Genomic DNA, 23531 nt, shown 5'->3' on the forward strand with positions numbered 1-23531 from the left:
GGCCGACGAGGCGGCATCCGGCCCTCCGGCGTCCAGGAGGTCGAAGCCGCCGACGGCTGACGTGATACGAGGTGACCGATGTTCTACGAACCCCGCAACGGCCACGGCCTGCCGCACGACCCCTTCAAGGCCATCGTCGCCCCGCGACCGGTGGGTTGGATCTCGACCATCGACGGGCAGGGGCGGCCCAATCTCGCGCCCTATTCCTTCTTCAACGCGGTGCATTCGCGCCCGCCGATGCTGATGTTCACCAGCGAGACGATGAAGCACAGCGCCGCGAACGCCATCGCGACCGGGGAGTTCGTGTTCAACCTCTGTTCACGCGCGCTTTTCGACGCGATGAACATCTCCTCCGGCGCGCTCGGCGAGGGGGAGAGCGAATTCGCCGCCGCGGGGCTCGAGGCCGCGCCCTGCCGGGTGGTGAAGGCGCCGCGCGTCGCCGCCGCGCCGGCCTCGCTGGAATGCCGGGTGACCTTCTCGACCCGGCTGCACGATGTGGACGGCGCGCCGCTGGAGGGCTGGATCATCATCGGCCAGGTCGTCGGCGTGCATATCGACGAAGCCTTCCTTAAGGACGGTCGCTTCGACACCGCGGCGGTCCAGCCGGTGGCCCGCTGCGGCTACCGCGACTATTCCGCCGTGACCGAGATGTTCGAGGCGCTGCGCCCGACCGATGGCGGGGCCTACGCGCTGGGTCAGCGCGACCGCTAGCAGCGCACCGGGCGGACGGTCGCGAGGATCGCCGCGCCGAGGGACAGGAACACCAGGACCGTCGCCATCCCCGCGCGCTGGCTGCCCGTCGCCGCCGTCACGGCGGCGAGCACAGCCGGGCCCAGGAAGCCCGTGATCCGTCCCGACAGGGCGAACAGGCCGAAATGGGAGGTGATCTCCCCCTCCGGCGCCATGCGCGCCATCAAGGTGCGGGACGCCGCCTGCGCCGGCCCCATGAAGATGCCGAGCGCCATCGCGAGGCCCCAGAAGGCCGTCTTGCTGTCGGTCAGCAGCAACCCTGCCCCGAGCACGGTCATCGACACCAGCGCGACCATCACGGTGCGCTTCGATCCGACGCGGTCCTCGACCAGGCCGAAGCCCGCGGCGCCGAGGCCCGCGGTCACGTTCAGCGCGATGCCGAAGACCATGATCTCCTCGAAGCTCATGCCGTGGACGCCGGCGGCATAGATGGCGCCGAAGGCGAACAGGGTATTCAGCCCATCGGTGTAGAACAGCCGCGCGACCAGGAAGCGCAGCATGTCCGGCCGCCGCGGCAGGCCACGGACCAGCAGCCGCGTTTCGCGCACGCAGGCGGTGACGGCCTCGCGCATCGGCTTGCGCTCGCAGGCCGGGTCGGGCACGGCGATCAGGACCGGCCAGCCGAAGAGGATCGTCCAGGCGGCGACCAGCAGCGCGGTCGCGCGGACCGGCTCGGCACTCGCGCGGTCGAGGCCGAAGAGCGGCGGATTCGGCTGCACCAGCAGGACCAGCGCGATGGCGAGGCAGGCCAGGCCGCCCGCATAGCCAAGCCCCCAGGCGAGACCCGAGACCCGGCCCATCCGTTCGGGCGTGGTCACGTCGGGCAGCATGGCGTTGTAGAAGACGGTCCCGACCTCGAACGCGATGGTCGCGAGGCCGACGCAGACCAGCGCCCAGAGCGTCCAGGACGGGTCCGGCTTCGCGTACCAGACGAGTCCCGTGAAGATGGCGGTGCACAGCGTGCAGGCCGCGAGCAGTGCTCGCCGCCGCCCGCCATGGTCCGCGACGGCCCCGAGCAGCGGCGAGAGGATGGCGATCCCGACCGCCGAGACCGTTTGCATCCAGCCCCATTGCGCCTGGCCGGTCGCCGGGTCCGGGGCGATGCCCTGGGAGAAGTAGGCGGCGATGACGAAGGTCGAGACGACCGTCGGGAAGGCGCTGTTCGCCCAATCGAAGGTGGCCCAGGCGATCGCCTTGCGGTTCATCCTGCCGGCGTGCCGGATCGCCGCGCGGCTGACAAGGGGCCTTTGCGTGACAGCCCGGTCAGGTCCCGGTTTCCGCCCGCACCACCCGTCCGGACTCGTCGTGATGCACCACCAAGCGTTTCGCCCCCCGCCAGGCGGTGAGGTCCGCCGAGGGCAGGGACAAGGCGGCCGCGACCGCGGCATCCGAGGGGGGCGCGAAGCCGAGCCGCCGGTCGTCCCCGGCGAACCGCCGCCGTTCGAACAGCACGCGGACGAACATCCAGGCGCAGACGACCGAGGCGACCATGACGTTGATCAGCGCGATGCGCAGTACCTCGAGCGGATGCTCCGGCGGGGACACCGGCAGCATGTGCTGCACGAAGGGCGGCATCCACAGCGTCCCGACCGCCGCCATCAGCAGGTACAGCCAGCCGAGCCAGAGCAGCGCGGTCAGCACCGCGTCGCGGATCCGCGCCCAGCGGGGCCGGGAGGCGGCGTCGAGGATGAGCGGCGGGTCGAAATGCGTCGCCATCAGCGGAACCCCCGGTCCGGGCTGGTCCATCGCGCGCGGCGTCCCCCGCGCCGGAGGATGGCGCGGGGGAATCCGACCGCCGTCGCCGCCGCCGAGAGGCACCAGAACACCGCCGGGTACCAGATCACCCACAGCAGCGGGCGCAGCGTCTCCCGCCGGTGCGGTTCATGGCGGCGATCGACCCAGAGGCTGACGGCGAACTGCACCATGCACGCGACCGACAGCACCATGCCCCAGATCGACAGCAGCGCCGGCGGCGGACCCAGCCGCGCCGGCATCAGTCCCGCGAGCGACAGCAGCGCCAGCGCGAGCGTCAGGATCATCGCGTAGCACCAGAAGACGGACACCACGTACTCGCCGAGCACGCCCCACATCCGTCGGCCCTTCCAGTGCAGGAAGTCCGGCGCGTAGCGCAGGAAGGTCTGCGCCCCGCCCGAGGCCCAGCGCAGACGCTGCCGCCACAGGCCGCGCAGCGTTTCCGGCATCAGGATGTAGCAGAGCGCATTGGGTTCGAAATGCACGGTCCAGCGGCGGCGCTGCAGCTTCCAGGTGACGTCGACGTCCTCGGTGAGGTTGTCGTCGGTCCACCAGCCGACATCGTGCAGCGCGCTGACGCGGAAGGCGACGACGACGCCCGAGACGGTGAACACCCGCCCATAGAGCCGCTGCGTCCGCTTGATCAGCCCGATCGTCGCGGAAAATTCCCCCACCTGCAGCAGGCCGAGCAGCGAGGACCGGTTGCGGATGCGGGGGTTGCCGGTGACGGCGCCCAGGCGCGGACGGTTGCCGAAGCGCCGCACCAGCCAGGCGACGCAGTCGGGGTGCAGGATCGCGTCGCCGTCGATGCAGACGAGAATCTCGCCGTTGGCCACCAGCGCGCCGGTGCGCAGCGCCGTGGCCTTGCCCTGGTTCTGCGCCAGGTGGACGACGCGCAGGCGCGGGATCTCGGCGGCGAGGCGGTCCAGCACCTCGGCGGTGCGGTCGCGGGATCCGTCGTTGATCGCGATGATCTCATAGTCCGGATAGGACTGCGCGGCGCAGGCGCGGATCGTCTCCTCGGCGTTGTCCTCCTCGTTGTAGCAGGGGATCAGGATGCTCACGCGCAGCGACTGCGCGAGGGGCGGCGGCGCTTCGCGACGACGCGCGCCGGTCTCGTGCAGCAGGTAGAAGCCGAGCCCGCCGATGACCCAGACAAGCATCATCAGCAGCGGCCAGAAGCCCACGAAGGCGTAGAGCCAGGTCAGGATGGCGGCGAGGGTCTCCATCACGGTCACCGCCGATAGGGGAAGGAATGCGCGTTGATCGCGTCGCGCACGACGGAGGCCTCCGGCAGCCCCCGCACGAAGTCGTCCGGATACCAGCCCATGTGATGCGCGCCGAGACGCTGCAGCAGGCGCAACTGCGCCCGCAACGTCGCGGCCGGAACCGGCCGCGCGGGACGGTGGCGCCAGTCGGCGGCCTGCAATTCGAACACCGTCCTCGCCACGCCGCCCGGTTCCGCCGCCACGCGGGCGTAGAGGCGGCGCAGGAAGGCGTCGGGGTCACGCGCCCGCTCCATGTACGGCATGGCCATGATGGCCGTGCGGTCATAGGCGGCGAGGAAGGCCGGCAGGGACTGGGCGAACCAGTCCTCGGATGCCGGATTCAGCACCGGTTCGGCATACATGTTGCGCGCGGTCTCGAGTGGCGCGCGCCACCGTCGCGCATGGTCCGCCGCGGCGACCGTCAGCTCGATCAGCGTCCGCGTCTTGAGTGCGGTCCAGCGTGCCCGCGCCTCCTGATCCGAGCGCAGGGCCGCGACGTCGCCGGGCAGCCCCGCCGCACGATAGGCGGCGAGCGCGTCGGGGTTCGCGTCCTCGTAATCCGTCAGGAAGGCGTCGTCATGGAAGACGATGCCGGCGAAGGAGGCATGCTTGGCGAGATCGTCATACAGATCGAGGATCCAGCCCCGCGCCCGCGCGCTGAAGGGCGACAGGCGGCGGTAGTGATCGGGGTCGATGGCGGGCGCGCCGCTGCGCGTGGACAGCACGAGGTCCGCCTCGGTCCCGAGGCGGAAGCCCAGCACCGGCATCCAGGCGAAGACCTTCACCCCCGCGCGGGAGGACAATTGCCAGGCGACGCGGTTGAACAGGTCGGCCCGCATCGGCAGGTGCCGGTTCGGGAAGTACATCGCATCCGCGACGCCATCCCCGTCCGGATCCGCGAAGGCCTGCAGGTAGACATGCGACGGCCCGAGCGAGGCGACGCGCTCGATCAGCGCATCGAGGTTGCGCACCGCCTGCGCCGCGTCCTCGTCGTACACGGCGTCGAGGTCGACATGCAGCACGCGTTCGCGCACGGGCTCGTCGAAGCGCATCAGGCGCGCGAGGTCGCCGACGCGCGGATCGCCCATGGTCAGCAGCCGCCCGACCGCGCCGAGGCGATCGGTGCGCGCCGGCTCGGGGTCGAGCGTCATCGCCACCGGCATGCCCAGCCGCCGCGCGATGGCCACGGCCTCGAGGTTGTAGCGCCCGTAGGGCCAGACCATGACGCGCGGGCGTCGGCCGAGGCGGTTCGCCATGATGCTGCTCGCCCGCGACAGGTCGCCCTCGATCCGCCGGGTCCAGGCGGCGTCGGTCTCATAGGTGCCGGTGCGCGCGTCCCAGATGCGCGTCACGGCCGCGGGCTGCACATTGCCCTGCGGGTTCGCCGGCACGCCGTGGTGCAGGTCGTGGGAATGGGAGGCGAACTCGCACAGCCCGCTCGCCTGCATCTCGCGCGCCTGGGCCCACGTCATGAGCGCGCTGCGCGGCGTCGCCTGCCCGCCATAGTCGAAGGTCCCGCCGGGCGGCGTCTCCATCCAGGACGTCACCAGCGCGAAGACCCCCGGCGCGTTGAAGGCGCGCAGCAGGGGGAAGACGCGCGTGTAGTAGTCGTTGTAGCCGTCGTCGAAGCTCAGCAGCACGGTCTTGTCGGGCAGCGGCCGGCGCCCGTCGCGCGCGGCGAGCAGCTCGTTCACGCTCGCGAAATGCCAGCCGTCGTGCCGCAGGAAGGACAGGTGCTGGACGAGCTGGCTTTCCGACAGCGAATAGTGCCGACCGGCCCCGTCCTCGCCGATCTCATGATAGGCGATGGCGACGAAGCGGCCCGGGCCGGGCTGGGCGCGCGTGCCCTGCGGCAGCGCCAGCGCACCGGCCAACGAGAAGACGCCGCGGCGGGTCAGGGGGATCAGCCGCATCAGAACCTCCAGCGCAGGCCGCCGACGACCGAGCCGGAATCCTCGGCCTGGCCGTCATAGTCGCGCCGCACCCAGCCCGCGCCGTAGACGACGGAGAGCGTGTCCGACAGCGTGTGCTCGTTCTCCCATCGCGCCGCGAGGACGGGCGACCAGCCGAAACCTTCCTGCCAATAACCGCCGGCGGTGACGACGAAGCGGACGCGCAGGTCGCGCTCGTAGCGCTTCCACGGGATCCAGGTCAGCGCGGCGGTGGCCGCGACCTCGAGGTCGCGTTCCGGACTGTAATAGGGCACGTCCTGCCGCGTGTTCGACGAGGCATAGGCATAGGGCTGGATGTCGAGCTTCCAGTCCGGCAGGTTCATCACGCGTTCCTGCCAGCGCGCGAAGCCGATCCAGCGCGTGTTGTCGTCCGAGAACTGCATGACGCGGACATAGGCCGCCGCCTCGCGCAGGTCCGATTGCCGCCAGGTGGCCCCGATCCGCGCCGAATCCGCATAGACCCCGGCGCGCAGCGCGGCGAGGGGCGTATCCGCCGCCGTCAGCTGCCCGCCTGCATCGATGGTCCACTGGTCCGACAGGCGCAGCGCGGCGTCCACGAAGGCGCCGCCACGGTCGACGCCCTCCCAGTCGATCGTCACGCCACCGCTGACGACGATGTCCGGCGAACGCCATTCGAGCCCCGCCACGGCGCGGTAGGTCGTCAGCGAGCCGTTGTTGGTGTCGCCGGTGCGGAGCAGGGCGCCGCTGAAGGCGCGCCAGTTCTCCGCGATCGGCGGGGTGTAGAGCCGCACGCCGACATCGAGCTCAGGCTTGCTCGAATCGCGGCCCAGGCCGCCGCGCACCGTGGCTTCCAGTTCCCACATGTCGCGGATCGCCTGGCGGCGCTGCAGCCGCTGGACCGCGGTGTTCTCGGGGTACTGCTCGCCGAGCACGCGGATCTCCTCGCGTGCCTCGGCATAGCGGCGCCGGTCGAGCAGCGCCTCGGCACGGCCGAGCCGCAGGTCGAGATCGTCCGGCGCGTTGGTCAGCGCCGTCTCGTATTCCTCGAGCGCCTGGTCGGGCCAGCCGCGCAGGCGCCAGATGTCGCCGCGCAGCGACCGCAGCGAGGCGTTCATCGCCGCCGCCGAGGCAAGCGGATCGACCACCGCCTCCGCCCCCGCGAGGTCGTCGCCCCACATGCGCCAGAGAATGCCCGCGGTGTCGACCTGCAACCTGTCCCATTCGGCGACCGGCGGCTCGGGGCCGCGCAGGGCGCGCCAGGCCGGGATCTCGCGGTCCAGGCGTTGCACCACCTGCTGCGCCTCGGTCCAGCGGCGCTGCTCCGACAGGGCGTAGAACAGGCCGACGGAGGGGGCGAGCGCGCCCGGGTCGGCGGCGAGCACGGCGCGGTACTCCGCCTCGGCCTCCTCCGGCCGGCGCCGGGACAGCAGCGCATCGCCCACCGCTTCGCGCGCGTAGGGGGGCAGCTCGCCGCCCTCGCGCAGCCGCGCAGCCTCGGCGATCACCTCCTCCATCCGGGTGCGGTCGCGGAGCGCGACCAGGCGGTCGGTGCGCGCGGCCCGCACCGCATCCGCCGCCTCGGGCCCCAGAGGCGTCCAGGCGGCGATGGCGGCGTCGAGCGCGGCGATGGCCGCGTCCGTGCGCGCGTAGCGCGCGGCGGGGTCGCGCGGCGTCGGCGATTCGATCTGCGCGCCCCAGCGCACCAGGAAGGCGTTGGCGGCGCCGCGGATGCGGCGTTCTTCGGCGGGGCGGAGAGCGCCGGGCACGGAGGCCGCCCGCACCAGCGCGAGTTCCGGCGCCCCGACGGCCGCCAGCGCCAGGGCTTCGCGTCGACGGAGCGCGGGATCGCGCGGCGCGCGCAGCAGGGCGGGTTCCAGGACCGCCAGGGCATCGAAGGGGCGGCGGAGGTCCATCAGCGCATCGGCCATGGCCGCGGCGGATCCGGCATTGCCGCCGCTCGCCGCCAGCCGCGCGGCGGTGACGGCCTGGTCCGGTCCGGCGGATTGCGCCAGGGCGCGGACGCGCCGGGCCTCGGCTGCCGGGTCGGGGCGCAGCAGCGCCTCCACGTCGCGCGCCGCCTGCCGCAGCCGCGGGTTGGACGGGTCGGCGGCTTCCGCCTCGGCCAGCGCCGCGCGGGCGGCTGCGCCGTCGCCGCGCGCGGCTTCGGCCAGGGCGAGGCCGATGCGTGTCTCGGTGCTGCGGTCCCCGCCTGCGATGGCGGCCTGGTAGAGCTGGACCGCGCGCGCCGCCTGGCCGATGCGGCGGGCGGAGACCGCCGCGGCCGCGATGGCATAGGCGGGGGCGCCCGCGGCCCCGAGGCTGTCGAAACGCGCCAGAGCCTCCCGGTCCCGGCCCGCCCAGGACAGGACGACCACGAGGTCGGCGAGGGTCCCGCGGTCCGACGGCGCGGCCGCGAGCGCGGCTTCGAGCAGCCGCCGTCCTTCGTCGAGCCGGCCGGCGCGCGCTGCGCTCACGCCTTCGGCGCGCAGCGCCGTGGCATCCTGTGCAGCGGCAGGAATGGCGGGAAGCAGGGCGGCGACGAGACCGAGGGCGAGAAGCCGATGGCGGCATCGGGAGCGTGCGGCAGGCGACAGGGCGAAGCGTCCTGATCTCGGGGGTCGGCGGCCCCACCGGGCCGCGCGACGAAGTGTATCGGCGTTATGGTTATAGCTTCCTTCGCGCGGATGCAGCGCCGACGCTATTCCCGGCGCCCCATTTTAAGGCCCCGGCCCTTCACTACTGCGTCATCCCCGAAACGGGCGCGCAGCGCCTCCACCGCCGCCCAGCGCGCGGCGCGCTTCGGCGCCTCGGGGTCCGCGAGGTCGCCGCGATCCGCCTCCGCCGCCTGCACCAGGGGCTGGGCACCGATTCCGATCAGGCGGAAGGCCGTGCCGTCGGCCTCCCGGGCCAGCAGCGGTTGCGCGGCGGCGAACAGCACGTCCGGCAGGCGCGTGGGCTGCGGCAGCCGCGCCGCCCGGGTGCGCGTGGCGAAGGCGGCGGTCTTCAGCTTCAGCGTGACGCCCGCGGCGGCGAGGTCCTTCTCCTTCAGCCGCCGCGCCAGCTTCTCGCACATCCGCCACAGCGGCGCCTCGAGGGCCGCGCGCGCCGCGATGTCGGCCTCGAAGGTCGTCTCGGCGCTGATCGACTTGGTCTCGCGGTCGGGGATCACGCGGCGCTCGTCCTCCCCGCGTGCCCGGGCGGCGAGGGAGGGCCCGTCCTCCCCGAAGCGCTGCATCGCCTCGCGCGGCGACAGGGCGGCGAGCTGGCCAAGGGTGCTGAACCCGGCGGCCTGCAGGCGCTTCGCCATGGCCGGGCCGATGCCGGGCAGCAGCGAGACCGGCTGCGGCGCGAGCCAGCCCGCGGCCTCCCCGGCGCCGATCACCGCGAAGCCGCGCGGCTTGTCGCGCTCGGCCGCGAGCTTCGCCATCAGCCGGTTGGCCGCGAGGCCGATCGAGACGGTGACGCCGACCTCCTTCTCCACCTGCCGGGCGAAGCGGGCGAGCACGACGGCCGGCGGCGCGCCGTGCAGCGCTTCCGTGCCCGTCAGGTCGAGCACCGCCTCGTCGATCGACAGCGGCTGCACGAGGGGCGTCAGCGCTTCCATCAGCGCGCGGATGCGCCGACCCTCGCGCACGTACTTCGCCATCTCCGGCTTGATCACCACGGCGTCCGGGCAGGCGGCCAGCGCCTTGAACATGGGCATGGCGGACCGCACGCCGCGCGTGCGCGCCAGGTAGCAGGCCGCGGCGACCACGCCGCGCTTGCCGCCGCCGACGATGACCGGCTTCGTCAGCAGGTCCGGCCGGTCGCGCTTCTCGACGCTCGCATAGAAGGCGTCGCAATCGACATGCGCGACGGTCAGGTGGAACAGGTCGGGATGCGTGACCGTGCGTCGCGACCCGCAGGCCGGGCAGCGGCCGAAGGGCTGCGCCGCATGGCGCAGGCAGTCACGGCAGAGCGACGGCACGGCGACGCACCAGGAAGGGCAGGGCGAAGAGCCAGGCGAGCAGCGCGATGCCGATGCCCTGTTCGGCGAGGCCCCGGGGCGCGCGGGTGGCGGCGAGGCCGCTCATGTCCAAGGCGAGGGCGAGCAGCGACTCGAGCGCCAGAACGACGACCAGCCCGAGGCCCGCGACCACCGCGCGGCCGCGGGCCGCGTCGATGCCTGCCACCATGCGCCGCGCGGCCAGCCACAGCAGCCCGGCCATCGCGGCGGCCTCGGCCATCGCGGCGGCCGCGCCGCCGATGCGCGGCGCCAGGACCAGTTCGCGCAGCGGCCCCAGCACAGCGCCCGCCGCAAAGGCGAGCCCGCCATAGAGAACGCCGGCGCGGGCCGCGGTCATCCCGCGTCCCACAATCGCGCCGCGCCGAAGACGCCCGAGGAATCCCCGTGCCTTGCCTGGACGATCGGCGTGCGCGCCACGTCGCCGAAGACATGCCGCGCCATCAGCGGCGGCACCTCGGCATAGATGTGCTGCATGTTCGACAGGCCGCCACCGAGCACGATGACATCCGGGTCGAGGATGTTGGCGAGCATGCCGAGCGCACGCGCCAGCCGGTCGGTGTGCCGGGCGAGGGCGGCCGCCGCCTTGGCCTCCCCCGCGGCGGCGCGGGCGGGGATCGATCCCGCGTCGCGCGACCCGGGCCCGTCGCAATCCGCCGCGAGGCCGGGGCCGGCGAGGAAGGTCTCGAGGCAGCCATGCCGGCCGCACCAGCAGCGCGGCCCGGGGAATTCCGCCGGCGTCATCCAGGGCAGGGGCGTATGGCCCCATTCGCCGGCGGTGCCGTTCGGTCCGTCCAGGATGCGGCCCGAGGCGACGATGCCGCCGCCGCAGCCCGTGCCGATGATGACGGCGAAGACGGTGCGATAGCCGGCGCCGGCGCCGTCCGCGGCCTCGCTCATGGCCAGGCAGTTGGCGTCGTTGGTCACGCGCACCTCCCGCCCGATCGCCGCGCCGAGGTCCTTGTCGAGCGGCTGTCCGTTCAGCGCCTGGGTATTGGCGTTGCGCACCAGGCCCGTCGCCGGGCTGAGGCTGCCGGGGATACCGACGCCGATCGTCCCGCGCGATCCGGTCTCGCGCTCGGCCTCTGCGACCAGGGCGGCGATCGCCTCGACGGTCGCGGCGTAGCTGCCGGGCGTCGGGCACCGTTGGCGCAGCCGCACCCGCCCGTCCCGGTCGAGGGCCACGATCTCGATCTTCGTTCCGCCCAGGTCGATACCGAAGCGCATCGTACTACTCCCCGCTGTTCCCGTAGAACCTCAGGGCGGCGGGGTGGAAGGGCAAGGGGCGCGGACCGCGCGCCGTGGCGCGCCGGATCATCAGCGCCGCCGGGCCGCCGATCGCCGCGGCGATCCGGCCGCCGGCCAGTGCCTGCGGGACCTCCTCCGGCATGCAGCCCCGTCGCCAGCAGCGCGAAGGCGAGGCCGCCCGAGATCGGCTGCGGGATGTTGTAGCGCGCGAGCGGCGCGATCCCGGCATTGAGGAACCGCCCCGCCAGCAGGATCGCCGCCGCAAGCGCCAGCGTTCCCGTCGAATCGAGCGTCATCGGCAGTCCCTCCATTGCCATTGTGCACCGGTCGTCGAGGCGCGCGGAACCCTCGCGCGCCGTGCTTGCCCCGGGCGGCGCCGGGTGGTGCAATCGCGCGCATGGGAGAGACGCTGCTCGACGTGAAGGGCCTCACCTGCCCCTTGCCGGTGCTCAAGGCCAACAAGGCACTGCGCGGACTGCCGGCCGGCACGCGGCTGACGGTGCTCGCCACCGACCCGGCCTCGGTCGCCGACTTCCGCGCCTTCTGCAAGGAGACGGGGCATGCCCTGGTCGCCTTCGGGGAGGAGGCCGGCGCCTATCGCTTCGTCATCCGCAAGCGGGAGGACCCGCCCGCGTGAGCGTCCTGCTGCTGACCCACCGCGCCTGCCTGCATCACGATCCTGGTCCGCATCATCCGGAATGTCCGGACCGCCTGCGCTACGTGCTCAAGGCGCTCGATGCCGGGGAGTTCGCCGACCTGATCCGCGACCAGGCGCCGCTCGCCACGGTCGAGCAACTGACGCGCGTGCATCCGCAGAACTACGTGGACGCGATCCTCGCCATCCGGCCGGAGCCGGACGAGCATGTGCCGCTCGACGGCGACACCATCATGTCCTGGGGCAGCGCGGAGGCTGCGCTGCGATCCGCGGGTGCGGCGATCGCCGCGGTGGATGCGGTGATGAAGGGGGAGTTCCGTCGCGCCTTCTGCGCCACCCGTCCGCCGGGCCACCATTGCGAACCGGCTCGGCCGATGGGCTTCTGCCTGTTCGCCAATGCCGCCGTCGCGGCGCGTCACGCCCAGGCGGCGCACGGCGCGAAGCGCGTTGCGGTGGTGGATTTCGACGTCCATCACGGCAACGGCACCCAGGCCTGCTTCGAGACCGATCCCTCGCTGTTCTACGCGTCGAGCCACCAATGGCCGCTCTATCCGGGCACCGGCGACGTGAGCGAAACCGGGGTGGGCAACATCCTCAACGTCACGTTGCCGCCGGGGGCCGATGGCGCCGCGTTTCGCGATGCCTGGGCGGACCGGATCATCCCCGCGCTCGACGCCTTCGCGCCGGATCTTCTCATCATCTCCGCAGGATTCGACGCGCATGCGGCCGATCCGCTCGCGCAGTTGCGCGTGCGGGAAGCCGACTTCGCCTGGCTGACCGAGGCGCTGTGCGGCATGGCGGACCGGCAATGCCAGGGGCGGGTCGTGTCGGTGCTGGAGGGCGGATACGACCTCGATGCTTTGGGCCGGTCGGTCGCGGCGCATGTGCGGGCGCTGATGCGGGCTTGAACCCCTGGGAGAGCGACGGGCTGCTCAGGCGCTTCCGGCGACATCCGGATGTACCCGGCGCATGGCTTTACCGGGAGGAGTGGCCGTTCCGGGGTGTCTGAGAGATCTCCGGGACGACGCCCTTGCCGGCGGATGGCGCCGTGTTCTTCGGCCGGCATGAGGCGACAGCCCTCGAATCCTGGCTGAACCCTGGCGGCGCGCTGGTGCTTCTCGCGCTGGGGTGGCAGCGCCGGGGGTGGCTCCGGCGGCATGCGAAGCGGTCGGATGACAGGCTCTGGGCGCGTCGGACGCCTTCGATATAGGCCAGCCCCTTGCCCTGTCCCGACCCCCGGGCCTATCTGCCCGCCGCGTTCCGGGAAGGAGATGCCATGAACCGCCGCGCCTTGCTGGCCGCCATGCCGGCCGCCGCCCTGCTGCCCGCTGCCGCCGGTGCCCAGGCCTGGCCGGACCAGCCGGTCCGCGCCATCGTTCCCTTCGCCCCCGGTTCGGCCACCGACACCGTCGCGCGCGTGGTCGCCGAAGGGATGCGCCCTGCCCTCGGCCAGCCCGTGGTGGTCGAGAACCGCGCCGGCGCCAACGGCCTGATCGGCGCCGAGGCCGTCGCCCGTGCCGCCCCGGACGGCAACACGGTGCTGATCGGCACCAATTCGACCAACGCCGCGGCCAACGCCCTGTTCCGCCGCGTCCCGTTCGACATGGAGAACGGCTTCATCCCCGTCTCCACCATCGCGACCGTTCCGCTGCTGGTCGCGGTGAAGGCGGACAGCCCCTACCGGACGCTCGCCGACCTGATCGCCGCGGCCAAGGCGCGGCCCGAGGGCATCACCTTCGCCTCCGCCTCCTCCTCCCAGCGCGTCGCGACCGAATCGCTGGCGGCGATGGCCGGCATCAAGATGCTGCACGTGCCGTATCGGTCCTCGCCGCTCGCAGTGCAGGACGTGCTGTCGGGACGCGTCGACCTGTTCATCGCCGACCAGGCGGTGATCCTGCCGCAGGCCCAGGCGGGCGCGCTGCGTATCCTCGCGGTCACCTCGGGCCAGCGTTCGGGCGCGGTGCCGGAGATCCCGACGGTGCGCGAGGCCGGCAGCCTGCCGGACTACGAGGTGATCGCCTGGTTCGCGCTGTTCGTGCCGGCCGCCACGCCGGCGGACCGGGTGGCGAAGCTGAACACCGCCGTGGTGACCTCGCTCGGCACCGCGGAGGTCCGCCAGCGCCTCGGCACCTTCGGCATGGACATCCGGCCCTCCACCCCGGCCGAGGCCGTCGCCTTCGTCCGTGCCGAAACGGTGAAGTGGACCAACGCCATCCGCCAGGCCGGCATCGAGCCCGAATAGCCCCGGCCCGCCAGGGCTGGTAGGATGGCCTCGCATGGTCAGGACACGCACGGCGGAGGGTGAGACGCCCTCCGACATCGAGACACTGACCTTCGAGCAGGCGCTGGCCGAACTCGAAGGCATCGTGAAGGCGCTGGAGAGCGGGCAGGGGGCACTCGAGGCCTCGGTCGCCGCCTATCAGCGCGGCGCTGCGCTCCGCGCGCATTGCGAGCGCAAGCTCGCCGAGGCGGAGCAGAAGGTGCAGGCGATCGTGGAAGGGCCGGTCGGCCCCGCGCTGCGCGATGTCGAATAGCGCGACGGACGCGCCGGCCGAGGACGCGCTGCGCGTCGCCATGGCCGAGGCCGCGGCTGAGATCGACCAGGCGCTCGAGGTGCTGATCCCGCCGCCCGACGGGCCCGAAGCGAAGCTGTTCGAGGCGATGCGCTATGCCACGATCGGTGGCGGCAAGCGGCTGCGCGGCTTCATGGTGCTGGAAGGGGCCCGCCAGTTCGGCGTGGCGCGCGATGCGGCGTTGCGCACGGCCGCCGCGATCGAGATGCTGCACGCCTATTCGCTGGTGCATGACGACCTGCCCTGCATGGACGACGACGAGCTGCGCCGCGGCAAGCCGACCGTCCACAAGGCCTTCGACGAGGCGACCGCAGTGCTCGCCGGCGACGCGCTGCAGGCCAATGCCTTCTATGTGCTGTCCGAGGCGGACACCCATGCCGATCCGGGCGTGCGGGCCGAACTCTGCCGCGGCCTCGCCCGCGCGGCGGGCCCGCGCGGCATGTGCGGCGGGCAGATGCTCGACATGCTGGCCGAGGAAGCGGGCGAGCCGCTCGAGGAAGCCGAGATCGGCCGGCTGCAGCTACTCAAGACCGGCAAGCTGATCGAATTCGCCGCCGAGGCGGGAGCGATCCTGGGCAAGGCGCCGCCCCAGCTGCGCCACGCCTTCGCGGCCTATGGGCGCGATGTCGGCGCCGCCTTCCAGATCGCCGACGACCTGCTCGATGCCACGGCCTCGGCGGAGGAGACGGGCAAGCGGACCGGCAAGGACGCCGCGGCCGGCAAGGCGACGCTGGTCGGGCTGCTCGGCATCCCGCGGGCCCAGGCGCAGGCGGAACGTCTGGCGGCCCAGGCAGCCGGACATCTGGACGCCTTGGGGGAGCGTGCCGATCTATTGCGGGCGCTCGCCCGTTACGCGATCGCGCGGAGGAGCTGATGACCCGCCCGGCCACACCCCTGCTGGATCGCGTGACGGTCCCTGCGGACCTGCGCAACTTCTCGGCCGACCAGCTGAAGCGCCTGGCCGAGGAGCTGCGCGCGGAGACGATCGACGCGGTTTCGAGCACCGGGGGGCATCTCGGCGCCTCGCTCGGCGTGGTGGAGCTCACCGTCGCGATCCACGCCGTGTTCGATACGCCCAAGGATCGGCTGATCTGGGACGTCGGCCACCAGGCCTATCCGCACAAGATCCTGACCGGGCGGCGCGACCGCATCCGCACCCTGCGCCAGGGCGGCGGTCTGTCCGGCTTCACGCGGCGCAGCGAGAGCGAATACGACCCCTTCGGCGCGGCGCATTCCTCGACCTCGATCTCGGCCGGCCTCGGCATGGCCGTGGCCCGCGACCTCAAGGGCGACGACCGCAACGTCGTCGCCGTGATCGGCGACGGCGCGATGAGCGCGGGCATGGCCTATGAGGCCATGAACAATGCCGGCGCGTCGAAGGCGAACCTGATCGTCGTCCTCAACGACAACGACATGTCGATCGCGCCGCCGGTCGGCGCGATGTCGGCCTATCTGTCGCGGCTGATCTCCTCGCGTCCCTTCCTGAACCTGCGGGAGCTGATGGCGCGCGTGGCGCGGCGCTTCCCGGCGCCGCTGGAACGCGCCGCGCGGCGCGCCGACGAATATGCGCGCGGCCTTCTGACGGGCGGTACGCTGTTCGAGGAACTGGGCTTCTACTATGTCGGCCCGGTGGATGGGCACAGCCTGGATCACCTGCTGCCGGTGCTGCGCAACCTGCGCGACACCGACCATGCCGGCCCCATCTTGCTGCACGTCGTGACGCAGAAGGGCAAGGGCTACGCGCCGGCGGAAGCCTCGGCCGACAAGTACCACGGCGTGGTGAAGTTCAATGTCGTGACGGGCGAGCAGGCCAAGGCGCCGCCCGGCCCGCCCTCCTATACCAAGGTCTTCGCCAACGCCCTGATCGCCGAGGCCGAGGCCGACGATCGCATCGTCGCGATCAACGCCGCCATGCCGTCGGGTACTGGGATGGACGCCTTCGCGAAGAAGTTCCCCCGGCGCTGCTTCGATGTCGGCATCGCCGAGCAGCACGCCGTCACCTTCGCCGCCGGCATGGCGACCGAAGGCATGAAGCCCTTCTGCGCGATCTACTCGACCTTCCTGCAGCGCGCCTACGACCAGGTGATGCACGACGTCGCGCTGCAGTCGCTGCCGGTGCGCCTCGCGATGGATCGCGCGGGCCTCGTCGGCGCGGACGGCGCGACGCATGCGGGGGCCTTTGACATCGCCTATCTCGGCTGTCTGCCGAACATGGTGCTGATGGCGGCCTCCGACGAAGTCGAGCTGGCGCACATGGTCGCGACCGCGGCGGTGATCGATGACCGGCCGTCCGCCTTCCGCTATCCGCGGGGGGAGGGGCTCGGCCTCGAGATCCCGAAGCGTGGCAGCGTGCTGGAGATCGGCCGCGGCCGCGTGCTGCGCGAGGGAACGTCCATCGCGATCCTGTCCTATGGCGCGCGGCTGCAGGAATGCATCAAGGCGGCGGATGAGCTCGCCGCGCACGGGCTGTCCTGCACGGTCGCCGATGCGCGCTTCGCCAAGCCGCTCGACGCCGCGCTGGTCGAACGTCTGGCGCGTGAGCACGAGGTGCTGATCACCATCGAGGAAGGCTCGATCCTGGGCTTCGGCGGGCTGGTGATGCACCACCTGGCGACGCGCGGGCTGCTCGATGGCGGGGTGAAGATCCGGCCGATGTGCCTGCCCGACCGCTTCATCGACCACGATGCGCCGCGCAAGCAGTACGACGAGGCGGGGCTGAACGCGCCGCACATCGTGGCGACGGCGCTGGCGGCGCTCGGCCAGGCGGACAAGGTCCTGCCGGCCAGGGCCTGATCAGGGCACGCGGGCGAGGACGAAGGCGGTCAGGCCGAACAGGCGGTTGCGCCGGAAGACCGGCAGTTCCGCGGTGCTGAGGCTGCCGAGGATGGCGTTGCCGACGGCGCCGTGCCGGCGCATCTCCGACCGCGGGCCGGGCTGTGCGCCGGTCACGGCATGGCGGATGGCCGCCGGCAGCCGGAGCGCCGCGGCGATCGGGAAGATGGCGGCGAAGAAGTAGCAGCCGCGCTCCACCGACAATCCGGCGCGTCGCGCGACGTCCTCGATGGCGGCAACGGTGTAGCGCCGCCGGTGGCCCAGGAAGACATCGTGCCCGCTCCAGAGGAAGCGGAAGGCGGGAACGGTGATGAGGACACGGGTGCCGGATGTCGCGTCGCCGACATAGGATCGCAGCAGCCCGACATCGTCGTCCACGTGCTCGAGGACATCCATCAGCAGCATCAGGTCCGCCTCGCCGGGCGGTGCGGCCCGCCGGAAGGCGATCGGCTTGCCGGCCTCTGTCTCGTCGTGTTCGGCCGGGTAGTTTGGATCGACGCAGACCGCCTCCCGCGCCCGGGTGTCGCGCAGCAGCGCACGCGAGAAGAAGCCCGAACCGGCGCCGATATCGAGTATCCTGCGCGGTGCGGCATCCCCGATCATCGCGAGAAGGGCGCGGCGCTTGGAAACGTAGTACCAGTGCCGATCGATGTCTTCGCCAAGGATTCGCTGTTCCAGCAGATCCATGCGGTGCAAGAACCTTCCCGGCCGAAAGAACGCGTGCCAAGCCAGTCTAGAGGCCGCGTTGTCGCACCGCAATCAAGGGCCGGATTGCCCCAGTGAGGGCGTCCGGGCAGGGTGGGAAAGCCATGGCCAAACAACGCGCCGATATCGCTCTCGTCGAACGCGGCCTGGTCGAGACGCGCGCCCGGGCCCAGGCGCTGATCCTCGCCGGCAAGGTCTTTTCCGGCGAGAAGCGCATCGCCAAGGCCGGCGACCTGCTGCCCGAGGGCACGCCGATCGAGGTGCGCGGCCAGGAGCATCCCTGGGTCAGCCGCGGCGGCATCAAGCTGGCCCATGCGCTGGCGCATTTCGGGCTGGACCCGGCGGGGCGCATCGGGCTCGACATCGGCGCCTCGACCGGCGGCTTCACCGACGTGCTGCTGCAGAAGGGCGCGGCGAAGGTCTATGCCGTCGATGTCGGCCATGGGCAGCTCGACTGGAAGCTGCGCAACGATCCGCGCGTGGTGGTGCTGGAACGGACCAATGCGCGTCATCTCACGGCGGAACAGGTGCCCGAGGCGCCCGGCGTCGTCGTCTGCGACGCCTCCTTCATCGGGTTGCGCACCGTGCTGCCGGCGGCGCTTGCGCTCGCCGTGCCTGGGGCCTTCGCGGTCGCGCTGATCAAGCCGCAATTCGAGGCCGGGCCCGACAAGGTCGGCAAGGGCGGCGTCGTCCGGGACCCCGCGGTGCATGAGGAGGTCTGCGCGACCATCCGCACCTGGTGGGAAGCGCTGCCGGGCTGGCGCGTCCTCGGCATCGAGCCCAGCCCGATCACCGGCCCCGAGGGCAACCGGGAATTCCTGATCGCCGCCATCCGCGACTAGCGCGCGGCGGCCCCGCGCGGCAGGATCGCCGCCATTGCGGAGGAGCCTGCCATGTCCAAGGTCATCATCACCTGCGCCGTCACGGGCGCGATCCACACGCCCTCGATGTCCGACCACCTGCCGATCACGCCGCAGGAGATCGCCGAGCAGTCCATTGCGGCGGCCGAGGCCGGCGCCTCCATCATCCACCTGCACGCCCGCGACCCGAACGATGGCCGTCCGACGCCGGATCCGGCGGTGTTCATGCAGTTCCTGCCGGTCATCAAGCAGTCCACCGACGCGGTCATCAACATCACGACCGGCGGCGGGCTCGGCATGACGGTGGATGAGCGCCTCGCCGCACCGCTGCTTGCCAAGCCCGAGATGTGCAGCCTCAACATGGGCTCGATGAACTTCAACATCGCGCCGTCCGCCGCGCGGGTGAAGAAGTTCAAGTACGAGTGGGAGCGGCCCTACCTCGAGGGCACCACCAACTACATCTTCCGCAACACCTTCCAGGACATCGAGCAGATCGTCGAGCGCCTGGGCAAGACGCACGGCACGCGCTTCGAGTTCGAGTGCTACGACATCGGCCACCTCTACAACCTCGCGCACATGCTGGACCGCAAGGTGGTGGAGCCGCCGCTCTTCACGCAGACGATCTTCGGCATCCTCGGCGGCATCGGCGCCGAGCACCGGAACCTGATGTTCATGAAGGAGACGGCCGACCGGCTGTTCGGCAAGGACTATGTCTGGTCCGTGCTGGCGGCCGGTCGCCATCAGATGCCCTTCGTGACCATGGCCGGCATGATGGGCGGCAATGTCCGCGTCGGGCTGGAGGACAGCCTCTGGATCGGCAAGGGCAAGGCCGCGACGTCCAACGCCGAGCAGGTGGCGAAGATCCGTCGCATCCTCGAGGAGCTCAGCCTCGAGATCGCGACGCCGGCCGAGGCCCGCGAGATGCTGAAGCTGAAGGGCGGCGACCTGGTCGGCTTCTGAGGCTTAACGCGGCGCCAACCGGCTCGGGGGCAGGGTCGCGCCCATGCGCCCCGATCCCGCCGCCGCTGCCGCGGCACTTGCGCTCGTGCCGCGGGAGGCGGTGCAGGGCACCGTCACCGGTCTTGGCGGCCTGACCGTAACGCTGGCAGGCTTCGGCCCGCTGGCCGCGATCGGAGACCGGGTCCGCATCGACCTGCCCCGCGCCGCCCCCCTGCTGGCCGAGATCGCCGCCTTCCGCGACGGCATGGCCGAGGCCATCGCCCTCGGTCCGCTGCACGGAGTTTCGGCCGGCGCGCGCGCGGTGCTCGCACCGCGGCCGGCGCTGTCGGTCTCGGACGCCTGGCTCGGCCGCGTACTTGATCCAATGGGCCGGCCGATGGATGGGCGGCGGCCGCCTGCGCTGGGCGCGGGCCTACGCCCCACCCACGCCCCCGCGCCGGAGGCCGGCGGCCGCGCCCGGCTCGGGCCGCGCATGGCGCTCGGGGTGCGCGCGCTCGATCTCTTCACGCCCGTGCGCCAGGGGCAGCGGCTCGGGTTGTTCGCCGCCTCGGGCGTGGGGAAATCGACGCTGATGGCGATGCTCGCCGGCGGCGTCGCGGCGGATGTCATCGTCTTCGCCCTGGTCGGCGAACGCGGACGCGAACTGCGCGAGTTCCTCGAGGACGACCTCGGTCCCGAGCGCCTCGCGCGGTCCGTCGTCATCTGCGCCACCTCCGACACCGCGGCGCCCGTGCGGCGGGAGGCCGCCTACGCCGCCATGACCGTCGCCGAGCATTTCCGCGACCAGGGCCGCCAGGTGCTGCTGTTGATGGACAGCGTGACGCGCTTCGCCCTCGCCCTGCGCGAGATCGGTCTCGCCGTACGCGAACCCCCCGCGACGCGGGGATATCCGCCCTCGGTCTTCACCGAGTTGCCGCGTCTGCTCGAACGCGCCGGACCGGGGCCGGAGGGTTGCGGCGGCGCCATCACCGCGCTGTTCACCGTGCTGGTCGAGGGCGACGACCATGACGAGCCGGTGGCCGACGCCGTGCGCGGCATCCTCGACGGCCATGTCGTGCTCGACCGCCGCATCGCCGAGGCCGGGCGCTATCCGCCGGTCGACGTCCTCCGCTCGCTGAGTCGCACCGCGCCCGGCGTGCTGGACGCGCATGAACGCCCGCTGGTCGCGGAGGCGCGCCGCCACCTCGCGACCTGGGCGGAGCTGCGCGACCTGGTGCGCCTCGGCGCCTATCGCCCTGGGCATGACCGCGAGGCCGATGCGGCCGTCGCCCTCGCCCCCGCGATCGAGCGCGTCCTCGCCCAGCCCAAGGGCATGGCGAGCGATCCGGACGAGGCCTTCAGCGCGCTCGCCTCTGCCATGTCCATGCCGGACTCGCCCTGACGCGTCGCGCTGCGCCAGGATGGCCGGCATGAGCGAGATGGTCCTGCACTGCTTCCCCGAATCCGGCGGCTGCTACAAGGCGGCGCTGATGCTGGCCCTGACCGGCACGCCCTGGCGCGGCGTCTGGGTCGACTACTTCAAGGGCGGGCAGACGCGCACCGCGGAATGGCGCGGCGCCCATTCCGTGATGGGCGAGGTGCCGGTGCTCGAGGACGGCGGGCTGGTGCTGACCCAGTCCGGCGTGATCCTGCATCACCTGGCGGAGCGCACCGGGCAGTTCGGCGCGGCGGGCAAGGAGGAGGCGCGGGAGATCCTGCGCTGGATCCTCTTCGACAACCACAAGTTCACCTCCTACCTCGCGACCTGGCGCTTCCTGCTGGGCTGGGCGAAGGACCCCGATCCGGCGGTCGTCGCCTTCTTCCGCGCGCGGGTGGACGCGGCCTTCGCGGTCGCCGACCGGCAGCTCGAGACGCGGCCCTTCATCACCGGCGACCAGCCGACCATCGCGGACGTGTCCATGAGCGGCTACGTCCATTATCCGGAGTCGGAATGGCCGCTCGACGTCGCCACGCGCTATCCCGCGGTCGCGGCCTGGATCGGGCGCATCCGCGCCCTGCCGGGCTGGCAGGCGCCCTACGACCTGTTGCCAGGCCCGCGCACGCCGCCCCACGCCTGACCGGCCCGCGTTGCCCCCGGACCCGCCCGGGGGCTACACGGAAACGGAATTCGCGGAGGGAGCCATGTCCGAAACCGCCATCATCAGCGAGGTCGCCCCGCGCGACGGCATCCAGTCGATCACCGGCGCGCCGGTGACGACCGAGGCCAAGATCGCCCTGATCCGCGCCTGCTACGACGCGGGGATCCGGCGCATGGAGGTCGGGTCCTTCGTCTCGCCCAAGGCGATCCCGCAGATGGCCGGCACCGAGGCGGTGCTTGCAGCCTGCAAGACGATGCCTGGCCTCGAATCGACGGTGCTGGTGCCCAACCGCCGCGGCTTCGAGACGGCGATCGCGAATGGCGCCGATCGCCTCGGCTTCTTCATGTCGGCCACGGCGGGGCACAACAAGGCGAACCTCAACCGCACGCGGGAGGAGAGCTTCGCCGAGCTCGCGAAGCTCGTTCAGGACACGCCCAAGGGCACGCTGATCCGGTTCAACCTCTCCTGCGTCTTCCACTGCCCCTTCGACGGCGTGGTGCCGGAGGCCGAGGCGCTGGACTGGGTGGAGCGCATCGTCGCCCTGGACCCGGACATGGAGATCGCGCTGGCCGACACGACCGGCAATGCGAGCCCCGACCAGGTCGGGCGCGTCTTCCGCCACGCCATCCGCGCCTGGGGCAAGCGCTTCGCCTTCCACGGCCATGACACCTACGGGATGGGCGTCGCCAACGTCATGGCGGCCTGGGAGGCCGGCTGCCGCGTGTTCGACAGCGCGGCGGGCGGCATCGGCGGCTGCCCCTTCGCGCCGGGGGCCACCGGCAACGTCGCGACCGAGGACGTGGTCTGGATGTTCCGCCGCATGGGCGTGAAGACCGGCGTGGAGTGGAACCGGCTGCTGGTCGCTGCCGACATGGCCGCGGCGATCCCGGGCGCGGTGCCCGGCGGGCGGATGCGCGCGGTCCCGGCGGCGCGGCAGGCGGCGTGAGGCGCTTGCCGCCCCTTTCCCCGACGGGTCGGGGACCCAAGGTGAAGGGGACGATGCGTCGCGCCACTCCGCTCTTCCTGCTCCTTCTCACCGCGGCCTGCGCCGAGACTCCGATGGGTCCGGCACCCCAGGCATCCGACCAGGGTCCGGACGGGACCATCGTGACGGATTACGGCGGCGGCCAGGCGCCGGTCGCCAGGTACATCCGCCTGCCGGACGGGCGCGCGGTCCGCGTCGGTGACGATGGCGCGCCGGCTGCGCCCCCGCCGGCGGCGGCCGGCGGAGCCACCGGCAAGCCCGAACAGACCGGCCCAGCCCAGGCGGAGGGAACGGCGCCGCCGCCAAACCGGCGCGGGCGGCCGATCGGCACCGGGTCCGCCTTTGCGGTTTCGGCGAACGGCCTCGCCGTCACCAACGCCCATGTGGTCGATGGCTGCCGCCAGGTGGTCGATGATCAGGGGCGCTCGGTGCGCGTCGTCGCCGCCGACGAACGCCGCGACCTTGCGCTGATCGATACCGGCCGTTCCTTTCCCTCCGTGGTGCATTTCCGCCAGCAGGCCGCGGTGGAACTGGGCGAGACGGTCCTCGTCTTCGGCTTTCCCTATGGGCAGGCGCTCGGCACCGGCCTCAACGTGACCAACGGGATCGTGACCGGCCTGGCCGGGCCCGGGGGCGATGCCTCGCGCTTCCAGATGAATGCGGCGGTGCAGCCGGGGAATTCCGGCGGGCCGGCGGTCGACGATGCCGGGTTGCTGCTCGGCGTTGCCGTCGGGCGGCTGAACGACATCGCGGTGCTGCGTGCCACAGGCAGCCTGCCGCAGGGGGTGAACTTCGCCATCCGGGCGGCCGAGGTCGAGCGCTTCCTCGCCGAGCGGGGCGTCATGCCCTCCCGCGGATCGAGCGCCGCCGGCACCGGCGCGCGGGCAGTTTCGGCCGCGGTCGCCCCGGCCGTCTTCCAGGTCCTGTGCCGCGGCTGAAGCCGCGCCCG

At 72.3% G+C, this 23531-nt stretch carries 23 protein-coding genes and 1 pseudogene; 13 read left to right on the forward strand and 11 right to left on the reverse strand.

Annotated features, from left to right (window positions below; all coding sequences use genetic code 11):
* Positions 1 to 78 precede the first annotated feature (78 nt).
* On the forward strand, positions 79 to 711 hold the full coding sequence (locus tag GWK16_RS17515; RefSeq protein WP_170055275.1) for a flavin reductase family protein: 633 nt from the start codon (positions 79 to 81) through the stop codon (positions 709 to 711).
* Here the strand turns inward: GWK16_RS17515 and GWK16_RS17520 are convergent.
* The 10 genes and pseudogenes from GWK16_RS17520 to GWK16_RS25895 form a co-directional block, all read right to left on the reverse strand.
* On the reverse strand, positions 708 to 1955 hold the full coding sequence (locus GWK16_RS17520; RefSeq protein ID WP_170055276.1) for an MFS transporter: 1248 nt from the start codon (positions 1953 to 1955) through the stop codon (positions 708 to 710). The two genes, GWK16_RS17515 and GWK16_RS17520, sit on opposite strands and share 4 nt — an antisense overlap.
* Positions 1956 to 2013: 58 nt before the next feature.
* Positions 2014 to 2466: a poly-beta-1,6-N-acetyl-D-glucosamine biosynthesis protein PgaD gene (gene pgaD, locus GWK16_RS17525; RefSeq protein WP_170055277.1), complete on the reverse strand. Its 453-nt coding sequence runs from the start codon at positions 2464 to 2466 to the stop codon at positions 2014 to 2016.
* Positions 2466 to 3731, reverse strand: a complete 1266-nt coding sequence (pgaC, locus tag GWK16_RS17530) for a poly-beta-1,6-N-acetyl-D-glucosamine synthase (protein WP_170055278.1) — start codon at positions 3729 to 3731, stop codon at positions 2466 to 2468. The genes pgaD and pgaC overlap by 1 nt, the downstream gene beginning before the upstream one ends.
* Positions 3732 to 3736: 5 nt before the next feature.
* On the reverse strand, positions 3737 to 5683 hold the full coding sequence (gene pgaB / locus GWK16_RS17535; protein WP_170055279.1) for a poly-beta-1,6-N-acetyl-D-glucosamine N-deacetylase PgaB: 1947 nt from the start codon (positions 5681 to 5683) through the stop codon (positions 3737 to 3739).
* On the reverse strand, positions 5683 to 8157 hold the full coding sequence (gene pgaA / locus GWK16_RS17540) for a poly-beta-1,6 N-acetyl-D-glucosamine export porin PgaA (RefSeq protein ID WP_170055280.1): 2475 nt from the start codon (positions 8155 to 8157) through the stop codon (positions 5683 to 5685). The genes pgaB and pgaA overlap by 1 nt, the downstream gene beginning before the upstream one ends.
* A gap of 224 nt (positions 8158 to 8381) precedes the next feature.
* Positions 8382 to 9650, reverse strand: a complete 1269-nt coding sequence (locus GWK16_RS17545) for a DNA polymerase IV (protein ID WP_170055281.1) — start codon at positions 9648 to 9650, stop codon at positions 8382 to 8384.
* Positions 9631 to 10026, reverse strand: coding sequence for a hypothetical protein (locus GWK16_RS17550; RefSeq protein WP_170055282.1), 396 nt, complete (start codon positions 10024 to 10026; stop codon positions 9631 to 9633). The genes GWK16_RS17545 and GWK16_RS17550 overlap by 20 nt, the downstream gene beginning before the upstream one ends.
* A complete protein-coding gene (locus tag GWK16_RS17555) occupies positions 10023 to 10913 on the reverse strand; it encodes an ROK family protein (RefSeq protein ID WP_170055283.1) in 891 nt (296 codons plus the stop codon). The genes GWK16_RS17550 and GWK16_RS17555 overlap by 4 nt, the downstream gene beginning before the upstream one ends.
* A 4-nt stretch (positions 10914 to 10917) precedes the next feature.
* The gene (locus GWK16_RS17560) at positions 10918 to 11076 is read right to left on the reverse strand and encodes a hypothetical protein (protein ID WP_170055100.1); all 159 of its coding nucleotides are present in this window, start codon (positions 11074 to 11076) and stop codon (positions 10918 to 10920) included.
* Positions 11077 to 11089: 13 nt separating this feature from the next.
* A pseudogene (locus GWK16_RS25895) lies at positions 11090 to 11251 on the reverse strand (sodium/glutamate symporter); the annotation flags it as partial.
* Positions 11252 to 11331: 80 nt separating this feature from the next.
* On the opposite strand from GWK16_RS25895, the gene GWK16_RS17565 reads away from it, so the two are divergent.
* From GWK16_RS17565 to dxs, 6 genes are all read left to right on the forward strand, one after another.
* Complete coding sequence (locus tag GWK16_RS17565) at positions 11332 to 11571, forward strand: sulfurtransferase TusA family protein (RefSeq protein ID WP_170055284.1); 240 nt, start codon at positions 11332 to 11334, stop codon at positions 11569 to 11571.
* Entirely contained in the window at positions 11568 to 12497 is a 930-nt protein-coding gene (locus GWK16_RS17570; RefSeq protein WP_170055285.1) for an arginase family protein, read from the forward strand. The genes GWK16_RS17565 and GWK16_RS17570 overlap by 4 nt, the downstream gene beginning before the upstream one ends.
* A gap of 368 nt (positions 12498 to 12865) precedes the next feature.
* Entirely contained in the window at positions 12866 to 13831 is a 966-nt protein-coding gene (locus GWK16_RS17575) for a Bug family tripartite tricarboxylate transporter substrate binding protein (RefSeq protein WP_170055286.1), read from the forward strand.
* A gap of 34 nt (positions 13832 to 13865) precedes the next feature.
* Entirely contained in the window at positions 13866 to 14123 is a 258-nt protein-coding gene (locus GWK16_RS17580; RefSeq protein ID WP_170055287.1) for an exodeoxyribonuclease VII small subunit, read from the forward strand.
* Positions 14113 to 15036, forward strand: a complete 924-nt coding sequence (locus GWK16_RS17585; RefSeq protein WP_248291445.1) for a polyprenyl synthetase family protein — start codon at positions 14113 to 14115, stop codon at positions 15034 to 15036. Before GWK16_RS17580 ends, GWK16_RS17585 begins: the two co-directional genes overlap by 11 nt.
* The gene (gene dxs / locus GWK16_RS17590; protein ID WP_170055288.1) at positions 15036 to 16955 is read left to right on the forward strand and encodes a 1-deoxy-D-xylulose-5-phosphate synthase; all 1920 of its coding nucleotides are present in this window, start codon (positions 15036 to 15038) and stop codon (positions 16953 to 16955) included. Before GWK16_RS17585 ends, dxs begins: the two co-directional genes overlap by 1 nt.
* On the opposite strand, the gene GWK16_RS17595 is transcribed toward dxs, so the two are convergent.
* Positions 16956 to 17681: a class I SAM-dependent methyltransferase gene (locus GWK16_RS17595; protein ID WP_170055289.1), complete on the reverse strand. Its 726-nt coding sequence runs from the start codon at positions 17679 to 17681 to the stop codon at positions 16956 to 16958. It abuts the gene before it with no gap.
* Positions 17682 to 17803: 122 nt separating this feature from the next.
* Here GWK16_RS17595 and GWK16_RS17600 point away from each other — a divergent pair, with 122 nt between their 5' ends.
* From GWK16_RS17600 to GWK16_RS17625, 6 genes are all read left to right on the forward strand, one after another.
* Entirely contained in the window at positions 17804 to 18541 is a 738-nt protein-coding gene (locus GWK16_RS17600) for a TlyA family RNA methyltransferase (protein WP_170055290.1), read from the forward strand.
* Between the two features lie 51 nt (positions 18542 to 18592).
* Complete coding sequence (locus tag GWK16_RS17605) at positions 18593 to 19519, forward strand: BKACE family enzyme (RefSeq protein WP_170055291.1); 927 nt, start codon at positions 18593 to 18595, stop codon at positions 19517 to 19519.
* 43 nt (positions 19520 to 19562) lie between these two features.
* A complete protein-coding gene (locus tag GWK16_RS17610) occupies positions 19563 to 20900 on the forward strand; it encodes a FliI/YscN family ATPase (protein ID WP_170055292.1) in 1338 nt (445 codons plus the stop codon).
* A 28-nt stretch (positions 20901 to 20928) separates the two neighbouring features.
* Positions 20929 to 21576, forward strand: coding sequence for a glutathione S-transferase family protein (locus GWK16_RS17615; protein WP_170055293.1), 648 nt, complete (start codon positions 20929 to 20931; stop codon positions 21574 to 21576).
* A 64-nt stretch (positions 21577 to 21640) separates the two neighbouring features.
* On the forward strand, positions 21641 to 22543 hold the full coding sequence (locus tag GWK16_RS17620; protein ID WP_170055294.1) for a hydroxymethylglutaryl-CoA lyase: 903 nt from the start codon (positions 21641 to 21643) through the stop codon (positions 22541 to 22543).
* Positions 22544 to 22596: 53 nt separating this feature from the next.
* A complete protein-coding gene (locus tag GWK16_RS17625) occupies positions 22597 to 23520 on the forward strand; it encodes a S1C family serine protease (RefSeq protein WP_170055295.1) in 924 nt (307 codons plus the stop codon).
* The last annotated feature ends 11 nt before the right edge of the window (positions 23521 to 23531 follow it).

The organism is Neoroseomonas marina, from assembly GCF_012927745.1.
GTDB lineage: Bacteria > Pseudomonadota > Alphaproteobacteria > Acetobacterales > Acetobacteraceae > Neoroseomonas > Neoroseomonas marina.